Genomic DNA, 16,424 nt, shown 5'->3' on the forward strand with positions numbered 1-16,424 from the left:
CACGAAGCAACGGATGTCAGTACTGGTCGTGACCGGCACCGGCACGGAGGTCGGCAAGACCGTCACCACGGCGGCCGTCGCGGCGGCGGCGCTGTCCCGCGGCCGGTCGGTCGCCGTACTCAAGCCCGCGCAGACCGGCGTCGGTCCGGACGAGCCGGGCGACGCCGCCGAGGTGGCCCGGCTCGCCGGTGACCTGACCCTGCGGGAACTCGCCCGCTACCCCGAGCCGCTGGCGCCCGACACCGCGGCGCGGCGCGCCGGGCGCCCCGCCGTGCGGCCGCACGAGATCGCGGAGGCGGCGGAGAAGCTGGCCGCCGAACACGATCTGGTGCTCGTCGAGGGCGCGGGCGGCCTGCTCGTACGGTTCGACGAGACCGGTGCGACGCTCGCCGACGCGGCCCGGCTGCTCGACGCCCCCGTCCTGGTCGTCGCCCACGCGGGCCTGGGCACGCTCAACGCCACGGCCCTCACGGCGGAGGCGCTGCGCGCCCGGGGCCTGCGCTTCCCCGGCGTCGTCATCGGCAGCTGGCCCGCGGACGCGGATCTCGCCTCCCGCTGCAACAGGACCGACCTGCCGGAGGCGGCTGGCGCCCCGCTGCTGGGCGCCGTTCCCGAGCGGGCCGGGGCCCTGTCGCCCGCCGACTTCCGCGCGGCGGCCCCGGGGTGGCTGGCCCCGCGGCTGGACGGCGTCTGGGACGCGGAGCAGTTCACGAAGGAGCACCGCACGGCGTAGCGGTGGGGGCGGCATGGGCAGACTCCCGGTATCGGTATACAGCCGTCCCGCTGGAAAAGGGGTGTCACCCATGCCCGTACGCCGTCCCCGGCCCCCGCGCGAAGCCGTCCACCACCCGCTGTTCGCCCGCTTCTGGGCCAAGGTCAGCCCCGTCGCCGACGAACGGGCCGGGGTCGCCGAACTCCGTGACGAGCTGCTGGCCGGGCTGTCCGGCCGGGTCATCGAGATCGGCGCCGGCAACGGCCTGAACTTCGTGCACTACCCGAGCACCGTCTCCGAGGTCGTCGCCATCGAGCCCGAGCGCCATCTGCGCCGCCTGGCGGTGCGGGCGGGCCACCGGGCCGAGGTGCCGGTGGACGTGGTGCCCGGGGTCGCGGAGGCGCTGCCGGTCAAGAGCGAGGCGTTCGACGCGGCGGTGGCGTGTCTGGTGCTGTGCTCCGTACGGGACGTCCAGCGCACCCTGGCCGAACTGATGCGGGTGCTGCGGCCGGGCGGTGAGCTGCGGTTCCTGGAGCACGGGCGGGCCGAGGGGCGGGCGATGGCGGCGACGCAGGGGGTGCTGGACCGGACGGTGTGGCCGCTGATGTTCGGCGGGTGCCACACGGGGCGCGAGGTGCGGGTGGAGATGGCGCGGGTGGGCTTCGAGCCCGTCACCCACCGGTCGCTGCGGCTCCCCGAACGGGGACTGCCGCTGCCCACCTCGCCCTGCACCCTGGGCGTGGTGCGGCGCCCGGAGTCATAGGGGGTGTCTCGCTAGACGCTCCAGCGGCGCAGCTCATCCGCGATCGCGTGCACATCCACCGCGCCGTCGTGCACCAGGCGCGCCAGATCCCGCACCCGCTCCGGCGATGTGGCCACCTTCAGCCCGCTCGCCACCAGGTACGCGTACGCGACGGCCGACGCGAACAGCGCGTTCGAGCGCTCCAGGGCCGGGACCAGAAGCAGCAGCTGCAACAGCGCGGCGGCCCGCTCCTGCGGTTCGGGGTAGATCGGGGTGCCGAATATCTCCGCTTCGTGGCGGCTCACGGCGGCGACCAGCGCACCGTAATCGGTGACGCGCGGATCCCCCGGGGTGTTGTGTTCGGCGATCATCAGAAGCCAGGCGAGATCGATACGCACGGTCAACGGCGCGCTTCGCCCCCGAGCTCCCGACCGGGTTCACGTCCGACGTCCCGGCCGAATTCCTCGTCGAAGACGGACTGGTACTGCTTCATGAAGTCGGCCGCGGCCTCCACGAACTTGTGGCCCACCTCGCCCGCGTCCTGCCGCACCAGCTCTTCGATGTAGCGGTTCACGCTCACTCCCCGCTGTAGCGCACGCTCCCGGGCCACCTCAGCGGTGGTTTCGTCGACCCGGACGTTCAGCTGTGTCTTAGCCACACCATCACGCTAGCGCATATTTGCTAGCTGCGCCAACGGCGCGCGGAAGCGGGCGGGTCCCTACCATCGAGGGCAAACCGTTCCGACACGGGAGGCGTTTGTGTCCACACCGGCGGCAACGAAGACAGACGGGTACGCGGAGGGCGGCGCCCGCCCGGCGGCCCGGGCCCGCGGCCTGACCAAGGCGTACGGCAGCGGCGAGACCGCCGTGATCGCCCTGGACGCGGTGGACGTGGAGATCGAGCGGGGCCGGTTCACCGCGGTGATGGGGCCGTCCGGTTCCGGCAAGTCCACGCTGATGCACTGCCTGGCGGGCCTCGACACGGTCTCCTCGGGCCAGGTCTGGCTGGGCGACACCGAGATCACCGGGCTCGACGACCGCCGACTGACCCAGCTGCGCCGCGACCGGATCGGCTTCATGTTCCAGTCCTTCAACCTGCTGCCCACCCTGAACGCGGCCGAGAACATCACCCTGCCCATGGACATCGCGGGCCAGAAGCCCGACCCGGAGTGGCTGGAGCGGGTCATCGACACCCTCGGGCTGCGGGACCGCCTCAAGCACCGGCCCTCCCAGCTGTCCGGCGGCCAGCAGCAGCGGGTGGCGTGCGCCCGGGCGCTGGCCTCCCGCCCCGAGCTGATCTTCGCGGACGAGCCGACCGGCAACCTGGACTCGCGGGCGGGCCTGGAGGTGCTGACCTTCCTGCGCGAGGCGGTGGACGAGCTGGGGCAGACGGTGGTCATGGTGACCCATGACCCGAGCGCGGCCGCCCACTCCGACCTGGTGCTCTTCCTCGACGACGGCCGGATCGTGGACCGGATGGAGCGGCCCACGGCCGACTCGGTGCTGGGCCGCATGCAGATCTTCACCCGGGCGTACACGACGCACGAGGGCTGACCAATGAGCGCTGTACTCCGATAGGTTCGGGTCATTCTCGATCAAGGAGGGCTCATGGCACGGCCGTTCCGTTTCGGAGTCAATCTGCTCACGCTCGAATCAGCCCCGGCATGGCGGGAGAAGTGCCGCCGCGCCGACCGGCTGGGCTACGACGTCCTGCTGGTCCCCGACCATCTGGGCCTGCCCGCGCCGTTCGCCGCGCTGGTGGCCGCCGCCGAAGTCACCGAGCGGCCGCGGCTCGGCACCTTCGTCCTCAACCTGGGCTTCTGGAACCCGGCCCTGCTGGCCCGCGCGGTGGCCACCTGCGACGCGCTCACCGGGGGACGGCTGGAACTGGGCCTCGGGGCGGGGTACGTGAAGGCCGAGCACGACAGCGCCGGGCTGCCGTTCGGGTCGCCGCGCGAGCGGGTGGACCACCTGGAGCGCACCGTCCGTGAGCTGGAGCGGCTGCTGACCGATCCCGAGCAGCAGCCGCGGCCCGCGCAGACCCCGCGCCCGCCCCTGCTGCTGGGCGGCAACGGCAACCGGCTGCTGCGGGTGGCCGCGCGCCACGCGGAGATCGCGGCCTTCACGGGCGCGGTCCAGGCTCCGGACGACGCGCCCGGCCCGATGAAGATGATCAGCCCGGAGGCGCTGGAGGAGCGGGTGGCGGCCTTCCACCGCTTCGCCGCCGAAGCCGAAGCCGAGGCCAAGACCGGAGCCGAAGCCAAGACCGGGGCCAAGACCGGGGCCGAGGCCACGGCGGGGGCCACGGCGGGGGCAGGGCCCGCCGAGCTGAACTATCTGATCCAGATGGTCGAGAACACCGACGCCCGCCGCGCCAAGGCCCGCGAGCTGAAGCCGTATGCCCCCGACCTCACCGAGGAACAACTGCTGGACCACCCCGCGCTGCTGCTGGGCAGCCCCAAGGACATGGCGGACCAGCTGCGGGCCCACCGCGAGCGCTTCGGCTTCTCGTACTTCACCGTGCTCGAGCACCACATGGAGACCTTCGCCCAGGTGATCGAGGAGCTGCACGGAGCGTGATGGACGTACGGTCCTGGCGCCCGCTGCACCCCCGTACCCACTGAAGCCCCCGGAAACCGTTCGCGAGAGGGTCCGGCGCTCTGCTTGGCTCACCCCATGAGTGATCTTCGAATCCGCCACGCCACCCCCTCGGATGTCGACACCGTGCTCGCCTTCTGGCGCGAGGCCGCGGAAGGGACGAGCATCAGCGACGACCGGGACGGGGTGGCCCGGCTGATCGCCCGGGACGCCGAGTCGCTGCTGCTGGCCGAGCGGGAGGGGGCGCTCGCCGGGACCGTCATAGCGGGCTTCGACGGCTGGCGCTGCCATCTGTACCGGCTCGCCGTCCACCCCGCCCACCGCCGCCGGGGCGTGGCGACCGCGCTGCTCGCGGCGGCCGAGGAGCGGTTCGCGGCGCTGGGCGGGCGGCGCGGGGACGCCATGGTGCTCGACGCGAACGCGCTCGCCCACCACGCGTGGAGCGCGGCCGGTTACGCCCGGGAGCCGCAGTGGAGCCGCTGGGTGAAGCCGCTGACGCCCTGACGCGGGCCTTTGCGCTCACGCGGGCCTTTGCCGCGCCCTTACGATGAGAGTGCGCGGCGTCTCCCGTCGCGCGCTCCTCCGGGCCCTGCCGGATCATGGGACGGAGGTGAACCGATGACCGAAGTCCTCCTCCTGGTCGTGGCGCTCCTGCTGGCGCTCGCATGCGGTGCCTTCGTGGCGGCGGAGTTCTCGCTGACCACGGTCGAGCGCGGCGAGCTGGAGCAGGCGGTGGAGCGCGGCGAGCGCGGTGCGGCGAGCGCGCTGAAGGCCGTGCGCGGGCTGACGTACCAGCTCTCCGGCGCCCAGCTCGGCATCACCGTCACCAACCTGGTCGTGGGCATGCTCGCCGAGCCGTCCATCGCCGCGCTGCTGGGCGGGCCGCTCACCGCGCTCGGGGTGCCCCGCTCCGCCTCCCACTCGGTGGCCCTCGTCATCGGCACCGCCCTGTCGACGGTGGTGATGATGGTGGTCGGCGAGCTGGTCCCCAAGAACTGGGCGATCTCCCGTCCGCTGCCGGTCGCGCGGGCCGTCGCCACTCCGCAGCGCGTCTTCAGCGCGGCCTTCCGCCCGCTGATCACCCACCTCAACAACACCGCCAACCACCTGGTGCGCCGGATGGGCCTGGAGCCCATCGAGGAGCTGGCGTCGACGCGCGGCCCGCAGGAGCTGATCGCGCTCGCCCGGCACTCCGCGAAGGCGGGCTCGCTGGAGGAGGACACCGCGGAGCTCTTCGTCCGCACCCTCAATCTGGGCGGGCTGACCGCGCAGAACGTGATGACGCCCCGGGTGCAGGTGATCGCGCTGGACGTACGGGCCACCGCCGAGGACGTCGCCAACGCGACCCGCGCCACCGGCCTGTCCCGCTTCCCCGTCCACCGCGACAGCCTGGACGCGGTGGCCGGCATCGTCCACATCAAGGACGTCCTCCCGATCCCCGCCGAGGCGCGGCCGCGCCATCCGGTGTCCGAGCTGATGCACGAGGCCCTGCTGGTCCCCGAGTCGCTCACCGTGGACCGGCTGCTGGACCGACTCTCGGTCAGGCGCAGCATGGCCGTGGTCATCGACGAGTACGGCGGTACGGCCGGGGTCGTCACCCTGGAGGACATCGTCGAGGAGGTGGTCGGCGAGGTACGCGACGAGCACGATCCGCACGAGACCCCCGGCCTTGCCCCGGCGGGCGAGGACGCCGAGGGCCGGGCGGTGTACGACGCGGACGGCGCCGCCCGGGTCGATCAGCTGGAGGCGATCGGGCTGCGGGTGCCCCCGGGGCCGTACGAGACGCTGGCCGGGGTGATCGCGGCCGAGCTGGGCCGCATCCCGGTCGTGGGCGACACGATCCGGCCGGAGGGCTGGCGGGTGGAGGTGGTGAACGCGGCGGGCCACCGCGCCGCCCGGGTACGGCTGCACGCCCCGCTCCCCCATGGCCACCGGCGGGGCCACGGCGGGGACCACGGCCGGGACGACGGCGGGGCGGGCCCATGATCGCCGTCCAGCTGCTGATCGGCCTGCTGACGCTGGTCGCGAACGCCTTCTTCGTGGGCGCCGAGTTCGCCCTGATCTCGGTGCGTCGCAGCCAGATCGAACCGTACGCCGAGCGGGGCGACCGCCGGGCGCGGGCCGTGCTGTGGGGGCTCGAACACGTCTCCGCGCTGCTGGCCGCGGCCCAGCTCGGCATCACGCTGTGCACGCTGGTGCTGGGTGCCGTCGCGGAACCGGCCATCGCGCATCTGCTGGAGCCGCTGTTCCACGCGGCCGGGCTGCCGCTCGGGCTGGTGCATCCCGTCTCGTTCGTGATCGCGCTGAGCCTGGCGACGTATCTGCACATGCTGGTCGGCGAGATGGTGCCGAAGAACGTGGCGCTGGCCGAGCCGGTGCGCTCCGCGCTGCTGCTCGGGCCGTCGCTGGTGGGGCTCGCGCGGGCGCTGCGCCCGGTCATCTTCGCAGTCAACGCGTTCGCCAACGGACTGCTGAAGCTGATGCGGGTCCAGCCCCGGGGCGAGGTGGCGGCGACCTTCTCGGATGACGAACTGGCCCGCATGGTCGCGGACTCCAGCGAGGCCGGGCTGCTGGACGACCGCGGTGCCGAGCGGCTGCGGGACGCGCTGGAGCTGGGCCGGCGGCCGGTGCGGGACGTGGTGCTGCCGATGGACCGGGTGGTCTCGGCGCGGAGCGGGGTGACCCCCGAGGAGCTGGAGCGGATGTCGGCCGAAACGGGCTTCTCCCGATTCCCCGTGATCGACGACTCCGGGCGGATGCTGGGCTATCTGCATGTGAAGGACGCGCTGGACGCACATCCGCGCGACGTTCCGTTCCGCCCCGATCAGCTGCGGCCGGTCGCCCGGGTGCGGTCGCAGATGCCGCTGGACGACGTGCTCACCGCGATGCGCGACAGCGGCACCCATCTCGCGCCCGTCATCGACGCGGAGGGGCGATTGGAGGGCCTGGTCACGATGGAGGACGTGCTGCGCCTGCTGGTGGCGTGACGAGCACGACGAGGCGGCGCGCGCGGCGAACGTGACGAGGCGGTGTGACGGGGAGCGGCGGAGCCGGGCCGTCACTGGTCCCGTCTGGACTCATGGGCGATGATGCACGCCTGCCAGTGCGCCAGCGCCTCCTCCCGTCCGCCGCCGCCCTCCTCGGCGACGGCCAGCAGCGCGTCGGCGGCCATCGCGGCGAGCCGGACGGCGACCCGGCACACATCGCGCGTCTCCAGCGGCTCCAGCAGGGCCGCCGCACCCTCACCGTCGTCGGCGAGGGCGGCGGCGACGATCGCCATGGTCGTACGGTCGCATTCAAAGGCATCCACGCGGACCAGACTGCCCTACTCGGCTCCGTCCGGAACCCTGCTCCGCCCAACCGAGCGACCCGTTTGCATCCGCGCGCCGCCTCGGCCGGAGATTCCCGGCCATCCGCCGCAAGGGCTCAGGGGCGGCGGCCGGGGCGCCCGCCCGCCGGGTCGTAGCGGAAGACGACGTATTCGACGTGCCCGATCACCTTGGTGCGGTCCGTCCGCCGGTACAGCTCGGGCGGCCGGAAGATGTTGTCGTCGTAGATGTCCGCGCCGGGTTCGAGGTTCCAGCTCGCCGTCGTCCCGTTCCGGGCTCCGCCCTCGAAATAGATGTGGGTCATCGCCATGCGGCTCATGATGCGCGCGCCTCGGCCTCCGCGCAGCCCGCGTGCACCGGATAAGATCGTCCGAGCCATGCAGACGAACACCACCTATACAAGCTTTGTCGCGGTCGGCGACTCCTTCACCGAGGGCATGTCCGACGCCCTCCCGGACGGCGGCTACCGCGGCTGGGCGGATCTGCTCGCCGCCCGGCTGGCGGCCCGCACCCCCGGCTTCCGGTACGCCAATCTCGCGGTGCGCGGGAAGCTGATCGGCCAGATCGTGGACGAGCAGACGGGCCCGGCCGCCGCGATGGGCGCGGACCTGGTGACGCTGGTCGGCGGCGGGAACGACGTCCTGCGGCCGAAATGCGACATCGGCCGGGTGTGCGGCCTGCTGGAGGAGGCGGCCGAGCGGCTCGCGCCGAGCTGCAAGCAGCTGGTGCTGATGCGCAGTCCCGGGCGGCGCGGTCCGGTGATGGAGCGGTTCCACCCGCGGATGGAGCGGCTGTTCTCCTTCGTGGACGAGCTGGCCGTACGGCATGACGCGACGGTCGTGGACCTGTACGCCTCCGAGGCGGTCGGCGATCCCCGGATGTGGGCGGACGACCGGCTCCATCTGAACGCCGAGGGGCACCGTCGGGTCGCCGAGGCCGTGTGGCAGGCGCTGGGCCACGAGCCGGAGGAGGACTGGGACGCGCCGCTGCCGCCCGCGGTCCGCCCGGGCTGGCTGGCCCGCCGCACCTCGGACGCGCGGTTCGCCCGCGAGCACCTGGGCCCGTGGATCGCCCGGCGGCTGACGGGCCGTTCCTCGGGCGACGGCCGGGCCCCGAAGCGGGCCGAACTCCTCCGTTACGAGGGCTGACCCGGGCCGGGCCGGTGGGCACCGGTCTGGCCTGGGGATACGCCCAGTAGACTCTGTGCACGTGACTGGTAAGCCGCGCATTCCGAACGTCCTGGCCGGCCGCTACGCCTCCGCGGAGCTGGCCGTCCTGTGGTCCCCCGAGTACAAGGTGACGCTGGAGCGGCGGCTGTGGCTCGCCGTACTGCGTGCCCAGAAGGACCTGGGCATCGAGGTGCCGGACACCGCCCTCGCCGACTACGAACGGGTCCTGGAGGACGTCGACCTCGCCTCGATCGCCGAGCGCGAGAAGGTCACCCGGCACGATGTGAAGGCCCGCATCGAGGAGTTCAACGCACTCGCCGGTCATGAGCACGTCCACAAGGGCATGACCTCCCGCGACCTCACCGAGAACGTCGAGCAGCTCCAGACCAGGCTCTCCCTGGAGCTGGTGCGGGACCGTACGGTCGCCGTGCTGGCCCGGCTCGGCAAGCTGGCCGCCGACCACGCCGAGCTGGTGATGGCGGGCCGCTCGCACAACGTCGCCGCGCAGGCCACCACGCTCGGCAAGCGCTTCGCGACCGCGGCGGACGAGCTGCTGGTCGCCTACGGGCGCGTGGAGGAGCTGCTCGGCCGGTACCCGCTGCGCGGCATCAAGGGCCCGGTCGGCACCGCGCAGGACATGCTGGACCTGCTCGGCGGGGACGCCCAGAAGCTGGCCGAGCTGGAGCGGCGGATCGCCGGTCACCTGGGCTTCGCGCAGGCGTTCACCTCGGTCGGCCAGGTCTACCCGCGCTCGCTGGACTACGAGGTCGTCACCGCCCTGGTGCAGCTGGCCGCGGCCCCGTCCTCACTGGCCAAGACGATCCGGCTGATGGCCGGGCACGAGCTGGTGACCGAGGGCTTCAAGCCGGGCCAGGTCGGCTCGTCCGCGATGCCGCACAAGATGAACACCCGCTCCTGCGAGCGCGTCAACGGCCTCGCCGTGATCCTGCGCGGCTACGCCTCGATGACCGGCGAGCTGGCGGGCGACCAGTGGAACGAGGGCGATGTGTCCTGCTCGGTGGTGCGCCGCGTCGCGCTGCCGGACGCGTTCTTCGCCTTCGACGGGCTGCTGGAGACCTTCCTGACCGTGCTCGACGAGTTCGGCGCCTTCCCCGCCGTCGTCGCCCGCGAACTGGACCGCTACCTGCCCTTCCTCGCCACCACCAAGGTGCTGATGGGCGCCGTGCGGGCCGGGGTGGGCCGCGAGATCGCCCATGAGGCGATCAAGGAGCACGCGGTCGCCGCCGCCCTCGCGATGCGCGAGCAGGGCGCCGAGCGCAACGAGCTGCTCGACTCCCTCGCCGCCGACGAGCGGATTCCGCTGGACCGGGCGGAGCTGGAGGCGCTGATGGCCGACAAGCTGTCCTTCACGGGCGCCGCCGCCGACCAGGTCGGCACGGTGGTCGGCCGGATCGAGGAGATCATCAAGCAGCACCCCGAGGCCGCGGCGTACGCACCGGCGTCGATCCTCTGACGCCGTGCCCCTGACGCCCGACGAACTGGAGGCCGCCCGCGACCGCCTCGTGCCCGATGTGGTCGGGGGCGGTCTGCGGGTCCTCTTCTGCGGCATCAACCCCGGGCTGATGACCGCCGCCACCGGCCACCACTTCGCCCGCCCCGGCAACCGGTTCTGGCCCGTGCTGCACGCCTCGGGTTTCACCCCGAGGCTGCTGCACCCCTCCGAGCAGGGGGAACTGCCGTCCTATGGTCTGGGCATCACCAATGTGGTCGCCCGGGCCAGCGCGCGGGCCGACGAACTGTCCGACGAGGAGTACCGGGAGGGCGGCCGGATCCTGGAGGAGAAGGTCCGCCGCCTGCGGCCGCGCTGGCTCGCGGTGGCGGGCGTCACCGCCTACCGGGTCGCGTTCGGCGACAAGCGGGCGAAGATCGGCCCGCAGGAGCGGACCATCGGGGACACCCGGATCTGGGCGCTGCCCAACCCCAGCGGGCTCAACGCGCACTGGACGAAGGCGACGATGGCGGAGGAGTACGCCCGGCTGCGCGCCGCCGCCGAGGCGAACGCCGGCGCAGGAGACCAGGGCACCGCCTGACGTCAGCCGACGCCCGACTCCCCTATCGCCACCAGCAGCTGGAACGGCAGCTCACGGTCGCCCTGCCCCACCCCGAGCCCGACCCAGCGCCCGTCCACGCGCCAGACGTACAGCTCGGGCACATAGCCGCACAGGTCATCGAGCGGCGGCGGAACCGGCTCCCCCATCGCCGAGCGCTCCAGGACGTCCGCGAGGTCGAGGACCCGAGGGGCGCCCCACCGTAAGGTCAGCACCTGCACGAGGACGCCCAGCTCGGCCTCGAACTCCTCCAGCATCTCCTCCACCCGGGTCAGGTCCGCGTCCCAGAAGTCCTCGCTCACCCGGAGGTCGGCGACGTGGAACCCCGGGCCGCGGCGCTGCGCGGGAAAGTCCCGGGCCCGGAGCGCGTCGATCGTGGCCAGGTGGTCCGCCGTACTGGTCATGCCATCAGTAAACAACCCGGCACCGACATCTGGCCGCCCGTCAGGTGCCCGGGCGGGCACGGGTTCGCAGGTGGCTCGCCGTGCCCGCCCCCAGCAGATACGATCCGGCACAGACGCAGTGGGAGGGGGTCCGACGTGGGGCGGCTGACCGGCGGGGATCCGTCCCTGCTGCGGCGCATCAACTCCGCCGTGGTGCTCCAGGCGCTGCGCGCCGCCAAAGCGTCCGTTCCGCCGGACGCCGCCTCCGCGTCCCTCACCGACCTCACCCTGGCCACCGGCCTGTCCCGGCCCACGGTCGAGGGGGTGGTCGACGGGCTGATCGACAGCGGGCTCGCGGCGGAGGTGCCCGCCGAGGAGGGCGGCGTCCGCCGCCAGGGCCGCCCCGCGCGCCGCTTCCGCTTCCGCGCCGAGGCCGGGCATCTGCTGGGCATAGAGATAGGGGCGCACCGGGTCGCCGCCCTGCTGTCGGACCTGGACGGACGAGCGCTCGGCTCGACGGTGCACGAGGTGTCCGAGAAGGCACCGGCGGACGAGCGGCTGGAGCGGGTGCGGGCCGCCGTCGCGGAGCTGCTCCGGCACGCCGGGGTCGAACGCCACTCGCTGCGGGCGGTCGGCGTGGGCAGCCCCGGCATCGTGGAGGCCGACGGCACCGTCCATCTGTGCACCGCCCTGCCGGGCTGGACGGGCCTGCCGCTAGGCGAGCGGCTGCGGCGCTCCTTCCGGTGCCCGGTGCTGGTGGAGAACGACGCGAACACCGCGGCCGTGGCCGAGCACTGGAAGGGCGCCGCGGTCGGCTCGGACGACGTCGTCTTCGTGCTGGCCGGGCTGAGCCCCGGCGCCGGGTCGCTGATCGGCGGGCGGCTGCACCGCGGCTACGGCGGCGCGGCCGGGGAGATCGGCGCCCTGCATCTGCTGGGCCGCGAGGCCAGCCCGGAACAGGTGCTCTCCACCACCGGGGAACCGCTGAACCCGCTGGACGAGGCGCAGGTCGTACGGGTCTTCGCGCTCGCCCGGGACGGCGACTCCCGGGCGCGCGCGGCCGTGGACCGCTTCATCCGGCGGCTGGTGCACGACACGGCGGCCCTGGTGCTGGCGCTCGACCCCGAGGTGGTCGTGGTGGGCGGCTGGGCCGCGGGGCTCGACGGCATGCTGGGCCCGCTCCGCGACGAGCTGGCCCGCTACTGTCTGCGCCCGCCGCAGGTCGCCCAGTCGCTGCTGGGCGAGGCCGCGGTGACGACGGGCGCGCTGCGGCTGGCGCTGGACCATGTGGAGGCGGAGCTGTTCGCGGTGGACAGCACGGTCACCGCGCGCCGCGCCGGTCGCTGAGGACCTTGCCGGTCGCTGAGCCCCTGTCGGCCCGCGACCGGACCGAGACCCTTTCGGCCCGCCGCCGGATCAGCCCGCCAGCAGCTCCACGCCGTTCGGGTCGCCGAAGGTGAGGCGGCAGGTGTCGGCGCGGTAGGTGGCCACGGCGACCGCCGCGGTGCGGTTCTCCGCCACATAGCGGGTGGTCACCACGAGGACGGGCGCGCCGGGCAGCCGGTCCAGCTCCTTGGCGTCGTCCGCCCGGGCCGACCCCAGCTCCACCGACTGCTCCCGCCCCTCCAGCTTCAGCCGGCTCAGCTCGCGCAGCACGGCACGGGCGCGGGCCAGTCCGCTGGGGGTGTCGATGGCGGCGAGGCCGGGAACGGACGCGTCCGGTACGTACAGCAGCTCGGCGGCGAGCGGCTGGCCCTGGCTCACCCGGGTGCGCCGCACCTGGTGCACGGGGGCGTCGGGCTCGGTGTCGAGGAGCCGCACGACCGCGGCGGGCGGCACCGCCTCGACGCTGTCGACGCAACTCCAGGTGTCGTCGCCCGCCTCCGTCCAGGTGTGGGTGTAGTCCCCGACGGCCACGCCGACGCGCGGCGGCGCGACGGTGGTGCCGACTCCACGGCGGCGCTGAAGCCTGCCCTCCAGCTCCAGCTGTTCGAGGGCCTGCCGGAGGGTGGCGCGGGCGACGCCGAAACGGGCGGCCAGCTCACGCTCGTTGGGCAGGATCTCCCCGACCGCGAACTCCGAGTCGAGCGCGTCGCTGAGCACGGTCTTCAGATGCCAGTACTTCGGCTCCGGCACCGAGTCGAGCTGTGTGGTCCCCACCCTGATCTCCCCCTGTTATGCGAGCTGATTTATGCGTGCTTATTTATTAAACATTGTTGCAGTATCAATGCGACCATAGGACGGGGCCCATACTTGGTCAAGACCAATGCCCGATCAGCTATCGTCATGATCATTCCATCAGGGACGGTAACGGGGCGGAGCTGAGGTAATGGACCTGGTCACGGTCGTGACGGGCGGCAGTCGTGGCATCGGGGCGGCGGTGGCGGTGCGGCTGGCACGCGCCGGGCACAGCGTCGCCATCGGCTACGAGCAGGCCCGGGATGCCGCCGAGCGGTGCGCGGAGCTGGTGCGCGCGGAGGGGGTGCGGGCCGCCGTCGTCCAGGCGGACACGAGCGCCGAGGACCAGGTCGAGGCGATGTTCGACACGGTGCGGGACGAGCTGGGCCCGATCACCGGGCTGGTCAACAACGCCGGGATCACCGGGCCGTTGGGCCGCTTCACCGAAACCTCGCCCGAGGTGATGCGGCGGGTCGTGGACGTCAACGTGACCGGCGCCCTGCTGTGCGCGCGGCGCGCGGCGCGCGAGATGTCCACCCGGCACGGCGGCCGCGGCGGCGCCATCGTCAACATCTCCTCCGGTGCGGCGACGACCGGCAGCCCCGGGGAGTACGTGCACTACGCGGCCAGCAAGGCGGCCGTGGACGCGATGACGGTGGGCCTGTCGAAGGAACTGGCCGCGGAGGGGATCCGGGTCAACTCGGTCCAGCCGGGCATGACGCTGACCGACATCCACGCGCAGATGGGCGACCCGGAGCGGCCGTGGCGGAATCCGGAGCGGGTGCCGATGGGGCGGCCGGGCGAGCCGGAGGAGATCGCGGGCGCGGTGGCGTGGCTGCTCTCCCCGGAGGCGTCGTACACGACGGGAGCCGTGCTCCGGGTGGCGGGCGGGCTGTAGCCGCGCCGGATCTCTTTGGAACAGCCTGCTGTTTACTGTGCGTTCGGGAATGAGGCATCTCGCACCGATAGCAACAGACCGGCACAGCTGTTCTACGAGCAACGGGAGGCTCCACCATGGCGAGGGAATCCGGCAGAAGGATCGGGCGGCGCGCGGTGCTCCAGGGGTCGGCCGCCGCGTCCGCGGCGCTGGCGCTGCCCGCCGGGGCGTCGGGGGTGGCGTCGGCCGCGCCCGCGCAGGCGCTGTCGGGTCGCCCGAGCGCCCGGTGGGGCGTGCAGACGGGCGATGTGACGACGTCTTCGGGTCTGGTGTGGGTGCGCTCCGACCGCCCGGCCCGGATGATCGTGGAGACCTCCGCGACGGAGTCCTTCACGCGCCCGCGCCGCTGGCAGGGGCCGTTGCTCGGGCCGGGCACGGACTTCACGGGCCGCACCGCGCTGCACGGCCTGCCGGCCGGCAGCCAGGTGCACTACCGGGTGCTGCTCGCCGACCCGGAGGACCCGCGCCGCACCGGTGAGCCGGTGCACGGGACGTTCCGTACGGTGCCCGAGCGCCGCAAGGGCGTGCGCTTCGTCTGGTCGGGCGACCTGGCCGGGCAGGGCTGGGGCATCAACCCGGACCAGGGCGGCTACCGGGTCTTCGAGGAGATGCGCCGCCGCAACCCCGACTTCTTCCTGTGCAGCGGCGACAACATCTACGCCGACGGCCCGCTCACCGAGACCGTCAAGCTGCCCGACGGCTCCACCTGGCGGAACATCATGACGCCGGAGAAGGCCAAGGTCGCCGAGACCCTGGACGAGTACCGCGGCAACTTCCGCTACAACCTGCTGGACGAGAATCTGCGCCGGTTCCACGCCGAGGTGCCGACCATCACCCAGTGGGACGACCACGAGGTGGTGAACAACTGGTACCCGGGCGAGATCCTGGCCGACGACCGCTACACCGAGAAGAAGGTGGACGTGCTGGCGGCCCGCGCCCGGCAGGCGTTCGCCGAGTACTTCCCGATCAGCAGCCTGCGGCCGGACGCGAGCGGCCGGGTGTACCGGGTGCAGCACCACGGCCCGCTGCTGGATGTGTTCGTGCTGGACTGCCGTACGTACCGCGACGCCAACTCGCCGGGCCGCCAGCCGGAGGACACCCAGGGCATCCTGGGCGCCGAGCAGCTGCGGTGGCTGAAGCGGGAGCTGTCGCGGTCGCGCGCGGTGTGGAAGGTGATCGCCTGCGACATGCCGCTTGGCCTGGTGGTCCCGGACGGGAAGAGCGACTTCGAGGCGGTGGCGCAGGGCGACCCCGGCGCCCCGCTGGGCCGTGAGCTCCAGATCGCGGAGCTGCTGCGGCACATCAAGCACCAGAAGATCACCGGCACGGTGTGGCTGACGGCGGACGTCCACTACACCTCGGCGCAGCACTACGACCCGTCGCGGGCGGCGTTCAAAGACTTCGCGCCGTTCTGGGAGTTCGTCACCGGTCCGCTGAACGCGGGCTCCTTCCCGGCGGTGAAGCTGGACGGCACGTTCGGCCCGGAGCAGCCGTATCTCAAGGCGCCGGACCGGGCGAACGTCTCGCCCGCCGAGGGCTACCAGTTCTACGGCGAGGTGGAGATCGACGGCGACAGCGGCGAGCTGACGGTCCGGCTGCTGGAGGTGGGCGGGACGGTGCTGTACACCAAGGCGCTCAAGCCGGGGCTGGTCGGCCAATAGCGAAGCCGACGTGTGCGGTACGCGTCCCCGGGGGCGCGTACCGTACCGACCATGGCCTCCCGCGTTCCGTCCTCCCGCCTCACCTACCCGGAGGTGGGCGCCACCCGGCACCGGCCGCTGCCCGCCGGATACGGCCATCTGCGGGTGCGGTCCCGGATCGGGACGGGTCCGGAGGTGTTCGAGGCGGCGGGGCGCGCGGTGCTGGAGTGGCGGATGCACCGGGCCGTCGGGGTCACGATCCGCACCGACGGGCCCGCCGCCGAGGGGCGGACGGTCGTGGTGGGGCTGGGGGCCGGGCCGCTGCGGCTGCGCGCGCCGTGCGAGGTGGTGTGGACGGTGGCGGACGGGACGGCAGCTGGCTTCGCGTACGGGACGCTGCCCGGCCATCCGGAGCGCGGCGAGGAGTCGTTCGTGGTGAGCCTGGAGCGGGACGGCTCGGTGTGGCTGACGGTCACGGCGTTCAGCCGCCCGGCGGTACGGTTGACCCGGGCGGTGGCGCCGCTGGTGCCGTTCTTCCAGCGGGCGTACGCGCGCCGCTGCGGGCGGGTGCTGCGGCGGCTGGCGGCCGGGGGCCGGGCGGCGGGATAGGAGAATCCGCCACCTTTGAATCTCCGACAGATTAATCTCGGACAAAACTAGCTTCTCCG

The 16,424-nt window shown here is 73.1% G+C and carries 20 protein-coding genes; 14 read left to right on the forward strand and 6 right to left on the reverse strand.

The window, feature by feature from the left end:
• Positions 1-13 precede the first annotated feature (13 nt).
• Both bioD and HYQ63_RS04670 read left to right on the forward strand, forming a co-directional pair.
• Positions 14-733 carry a dethiobiotin synthase gene (bioD, locus tag HYQ63_RS04665; RefSeq protein ID WP_179932652.1) on the forward strand — a complete coding sequence of 240 codons (720 nt, stop codon included), beginning with the start codon at positions 14-16 and terminating at the stop codon, positions 731-733.
• 70 nt (positions 734-803) lie between these two features.
• Positions 804-1,475, forward strand: a complete 672-nt coding sequence (locus HYQ63_RS04670; RefSeq protein ID WP_179932653.1) for a class I SAM-dependent methyltransferase — start codon at positions 804-806, stop codon at positions 1,473-1,475.
• Between the two features lie 11 nt (positions 1,476-1,486).
• On the opposite strand, the gene HYQ63_RS04675 is transcribed toward HYQ63_RS04670, so the two are convergent.
• On the reverse strand, positions 1,487-1,858 hold the full coding sequence (locus HYQ63_RS04675; protein WP_009712939.1) for a hypothetical protein: 372 nt from the start codon (positions 1,856-1,858) through the stop codon (positions 1,487-1,489).
• Positions 1,855-2,112: a hypothetical protein gene (locus tag HYQ63_RS04680; RefSeq protein WP_179932654.1), complete on the reverse strand. Its 258-nt coding sequence runs from the start codon at positions 2,110-2,112 to the stop codon at positions 1,855-1,857. Before HYQ63_RS04680 ends, HYQ63_RS04675 begins: the two co-directional genes overlap by 4 nt.
• 100 nt (positions 2,113-2,212) lie before the next feature.
• Here HYQ63_RS04680 and HYQ63_RS04685 point away from each other — a divergent pair, with 100 nt between their 5' ends.
• From HYQ63_RS04685 to HYQ63_RS04705, 5 genes are all read left to right on the forward strand, one after another.
• On the forward strand, positions 2,213-3,007 hold the full coding sequence (locus HYQ63_RS04685) for an ABC transporter ATP-binding protein (RefSeq protein WP_179932655.1): 795 nt from the start codon (positions 2,213-2,215) through the stop codon (positions 3,005-3,007).
• 54 nt (positions 3,008-3,061) lie between these two features.
• On the forward strand, positions 3,062-4,033 hold the full coding sequence (locus HYQ63_RS04690) for a TIGR03621 family F420-dependent LLM class oxidoreductase (RefSeq protein ID WP_179932656.1): 972 nt from the start codon (positions 3,062-3,064) through the stop codon (positions 4,031-4,033).
• Between the two features lie 96 nt (positions 4,034-4,129).
• Positions 4,130-4,555, forward strand: a complete 426-nt coding sequence (locus HYQ63_RS04695; protein WP_179932657.1) for a GNAT family N-acetyltransferase — start codon at positions 4,130-4,132, stop codon at positions 4,553-4,555.
• Between the two features lie 114 nt (positions 4,556-4,669).
• A complete protein-coding gene (locus HYQ63_RS04700) occupies positions 4,670-6,037 on the forward strand; it encodes a hemolysin family protein (protein ID WP_179932658.1) in 1,368 nt (455 codons plus the stop codon).
• Positions 6,034-7,038, forward strand: a complete 1,005-nt coding sequence (locus tag HYQ63_RS04705) for a hemolysin family protein (protein ID WP_179932659.1) — start codon at positions 6,034-6,036, stop codon at positions 7,036-7,038. The genes HYQ63_RS04700 and HYQ63_RS04705 overlap by 4 nt, the downstream gene beginning before the upstream one ends.
• A gap of 71 nt (positions 7,039-7,109) precedes the next feature.
• Here the strand turns inward: HYQ63_RS04705 and HYQ63_RS04710 are convergent, their stop codons facing one another.
• Together HYQ63_RS04710 and HYQ63_RS04715 are read right to left on the reverse strand one after the other, a co-directional pair.
• Complete coding sequence (locus HYQ63_RS04710; protein ID WP_039936516.1) at positions 7,110-7,331, reverse strand: hypothetical protein; 222 nt, start codon at positions 7,329-7,331, stop codon at positions 7,110-7,112.
• Positions 7,332-7,477: 146 nt separating this feature from the next.
• Entirely contained in the window at positions 7,478-7,690 is a 213-nt protein-coding gene (locus tag HYQ63_RS04715) for a hypothetical protein (protein WP_257231613.1), read from the reverse strand.
• A gap of 67 nt (positions 7,691-7,757) precedes the next feature.
• Between HYQ63_RS04715 and HYQ63_RS04720 the strand changes: the two genes are divergently transcribed.
• The 3 genes from HYQ63_RS04720 to mug all read left to right on the forward strand — a co-directional run bounded on the left by HYQ63_RS04720 (position 7,758) and on the right by mug (position 10,600).
• Positions 7,758-8,528: an SGNH/GDSL hydrolase family protein gene (locus HYQ63_RS04720; RefSeq protein WP_179932660.1), complete on the forward strand. Its 771-nt coding sequence runs from the start codon at positions 7,758-7,760 to the stop codon at positions 8,526-8,528.
• A gap of 61 nt (positions 8,529-8,589) precedes the next feature.
• A complete protein-coding gene (purB, locus tag HYQ63_RS04725) occupies positions 8,590-10,023 on the forward strand; it encodes an adenylosuccinate lyase (RefSeq protein WP_123106881.1) in 1,434 nt (477 codons plus the stop codon).
• 4 nt (positions 10,024-10,027) lie between these two features.
• Positions 10,028-10,600, forward strand: a complete 573-nt coding sequence (gene mug / locus HYQ63_RS04730; protein WP_179932661.1) for a G/U mismatch-specific DNA glycosylase — start codon at positions 10,028-10,030, stop codon at positions 10,598-10,600.
• Positions 10,601-10,602: 2 nt separating this feature from the next.
• Here mug and HYQ63_RS04735 read toward each other — a convergent pair whose 3' ends face one another.
• Positions 10,603-11,022 carry a hypothetical protein gene (locus tag HYQ63_RS04735; protein ID WP_179932662.1) on the reverse strand — a complete coding sequence of 140 codons (420 nt, stop codon included), beginning with the start codon at positions 11,020-11,022 and terminating at the stop codon, positions 10,603-10,605.
• A 135-nt stretch (positions 11,023-11,157) separates the two neighbouring features.
• Between HYQ63_RS04735 and HYQ63_RS04740 the strand changes: the two genes are divergently transcribed.
• Positions 11,158-12,348 (forward strand): ROK family protein, encoded by a 1,191-nt coding sequence (locus HYQ63_RS04740; RefSeq protein WP_179932663.1) that lies wholly within the window; start codon positions 11,158-11,160, stop codon positions 12,346-12,348.
• Between the two features lie 69 nt (positions 12,349-12,417).
• On the opposite strand, the gene HYQ63_RS04745 is transcribed toward HYQ63_RS04740, so the two are convergent.
• On the reverse strand, positions 12,418-13,161 hold the full coding sequence (locus HYQ63_RS04745) for a GntR family transcriptional regulator (protein WP_179932664.1): 744 nt from the start codon (positions 13,159-13,161) through the stop codon (positions 12,418-12,420).
• Positions 13,162-13,330: 169 nt separating this feature from the next.
• Here HYQ63_RS04745 and HYQ63_RS04750 point away from each other — a divergent pair, with 169 nt between their 5' ends.
• The 3 genes from HYQ63_RS04750 (at position 13,331) to HYQ63_RS04760 (ending at position 16,365) form a co-directional block, all read left to right on the forward strand.
• Positions 13,331-14,077 (forward strand): SDR family oxidoreductase, encoded by a 747-nt coding sequence (locus HYQ63_RS04750; RefSeq protein WP_179932665.1) that lies wholly within the window; start codon positions 13,331-13,333, stop codon positions 14,075-14,077.
• Positions 14,078-14,193: 116 nt separating this feature from the next.
• Positions 14,194-15,777, forward strand: a complete 1,584-nt coding sequence (locus tag HYQ63_RS04755) for an alkaline phosphatase (RefSeq protein ID WP_179932666.1) — start codon at positions 14,194-14,196, stop codon at positions 15,775-15,777.
• A 51-nt stretch (positions 15,778-15,828) separates the two neighbouring features.
• Entirely contained in the window at positions 15,829-16,365 is a 537-nt protein-coding gene (locus HYQ63_RS04760) for a DUF1990 family protein (protein WP_179932667.1), read from the forward strand.
• Positions 16,366-16,424: the final 59 nt, after the last annotated feature.

Origin of the sequence: Streptomyces sp. Rer75, from assembly GCF_013414305.1 — a bacterium.
Lineage (GTDB): Bacteria > Actinomycetota > Actinomycetes > Streptomycetales > Streptomycetaceae > Streptomyces > Streptomyces himastatinicus.

What these genes read in the sequence shown, in the direction of transcription:
- HYQ63_RS04695 (WP_179932657.1), top strand. Translation starts at nt 4,130, where the DNA reads ATGAGTGATCTTCGAATCCGCCACGCCACCCCCTCGGATGTCGACACC.
- HYQ63_RS04690 (WP_179932656.1), top strand. Translation starts at nt 3,062, where the DNA reads ATGGCACGGCCGTTCCGTTTCGGAGTCAATCTGCTCACGCTCGAATCA.
- bioD (WP_179932652.1), top strand. Translation starts at nt 14, where the DNA reads ATGTCAGTACTGGTCGTGACCGGCACCGGCACGGAGGTCGGCAAGACC.
- HYQ63_RS04710 (WP_039936516.1), bottom strand. Translation starts at nt 7,331, where the DNA reads ATGGCGATCGTCGCCGCCGCCCTCGCCGACGACGGTGAGGGTGCGGCG.
- HYQ63_RS04715 (WP_257231613.1), bottom strand. Translation starts at nt 7,690, where the DNA reads ATGGCGATGACCCACATCTATTTCGAGGGCGGAGCCCGGAACGGGACG.
- HYQ63_RS04705 (WP_179932659.1), top strand. Translation starts at nt 6,034, where the DNA reads ATGATCGCCGTCCAGCTGCTGATCGGCCTGCTGACGCTGGTCGCGAAC.
- HYQ63_RS04735 (WP_179932662.1), bottom strand. Translation starts at nt 11,022, where the DNA reads ATGACCAGTACGGCGGACCACCTGGCCACGATCGACGCGCTCCGGGCC.
- HYQ63_RS04700 (WP_179932658.1), top strand. Translation starts at nt 4,670, where the DNA reads ATGACCGAAGTCCTCCTCCTGGTCGTGGCGCTCCTGCTGGCGCTCGCA.
- HYQ63_RS04670 (WP_179932653.1), top strand. Translation starts at nt 804, where the DNA reads ATGCCCGTACGCCGTCCCCGGCCCCCGCGCGAAGCCGTCCACCACCCG.
- HYQ63_RS04755 (WP_179932666.1), top strand. Translation starts at nt 14,194, where the DNA reads ATGGCGAGGGAATCCGGCAGAAGGATCGGGCGGCGCGCGGTGCTCCAG.
- HYQ63_RS04720 (WP_179932660.1), top strand. Translation starts at nt 7,758, where the DNA reads ATGCAGACGAACACCACCTATACAAGCTTTGTCGCGGTCGGCGACTCC.
- HYQ63_RS04760 (WP_179932667.1), top strand. Translation starts at nt 15,829, where the DNA reads ATGGCCTCCCGCGTTCCGTCCTCCCGCCTCACCTACCCGGAGGTGGGC.
- HYQ63_RS04750 (WP_179932665.1), top strand. Translation starts at nt 13,331, where the DNA reads ATGGACCTGGTCACGGTCGTGACGGGCGGCAGTCGTGGCATCGGGGCG.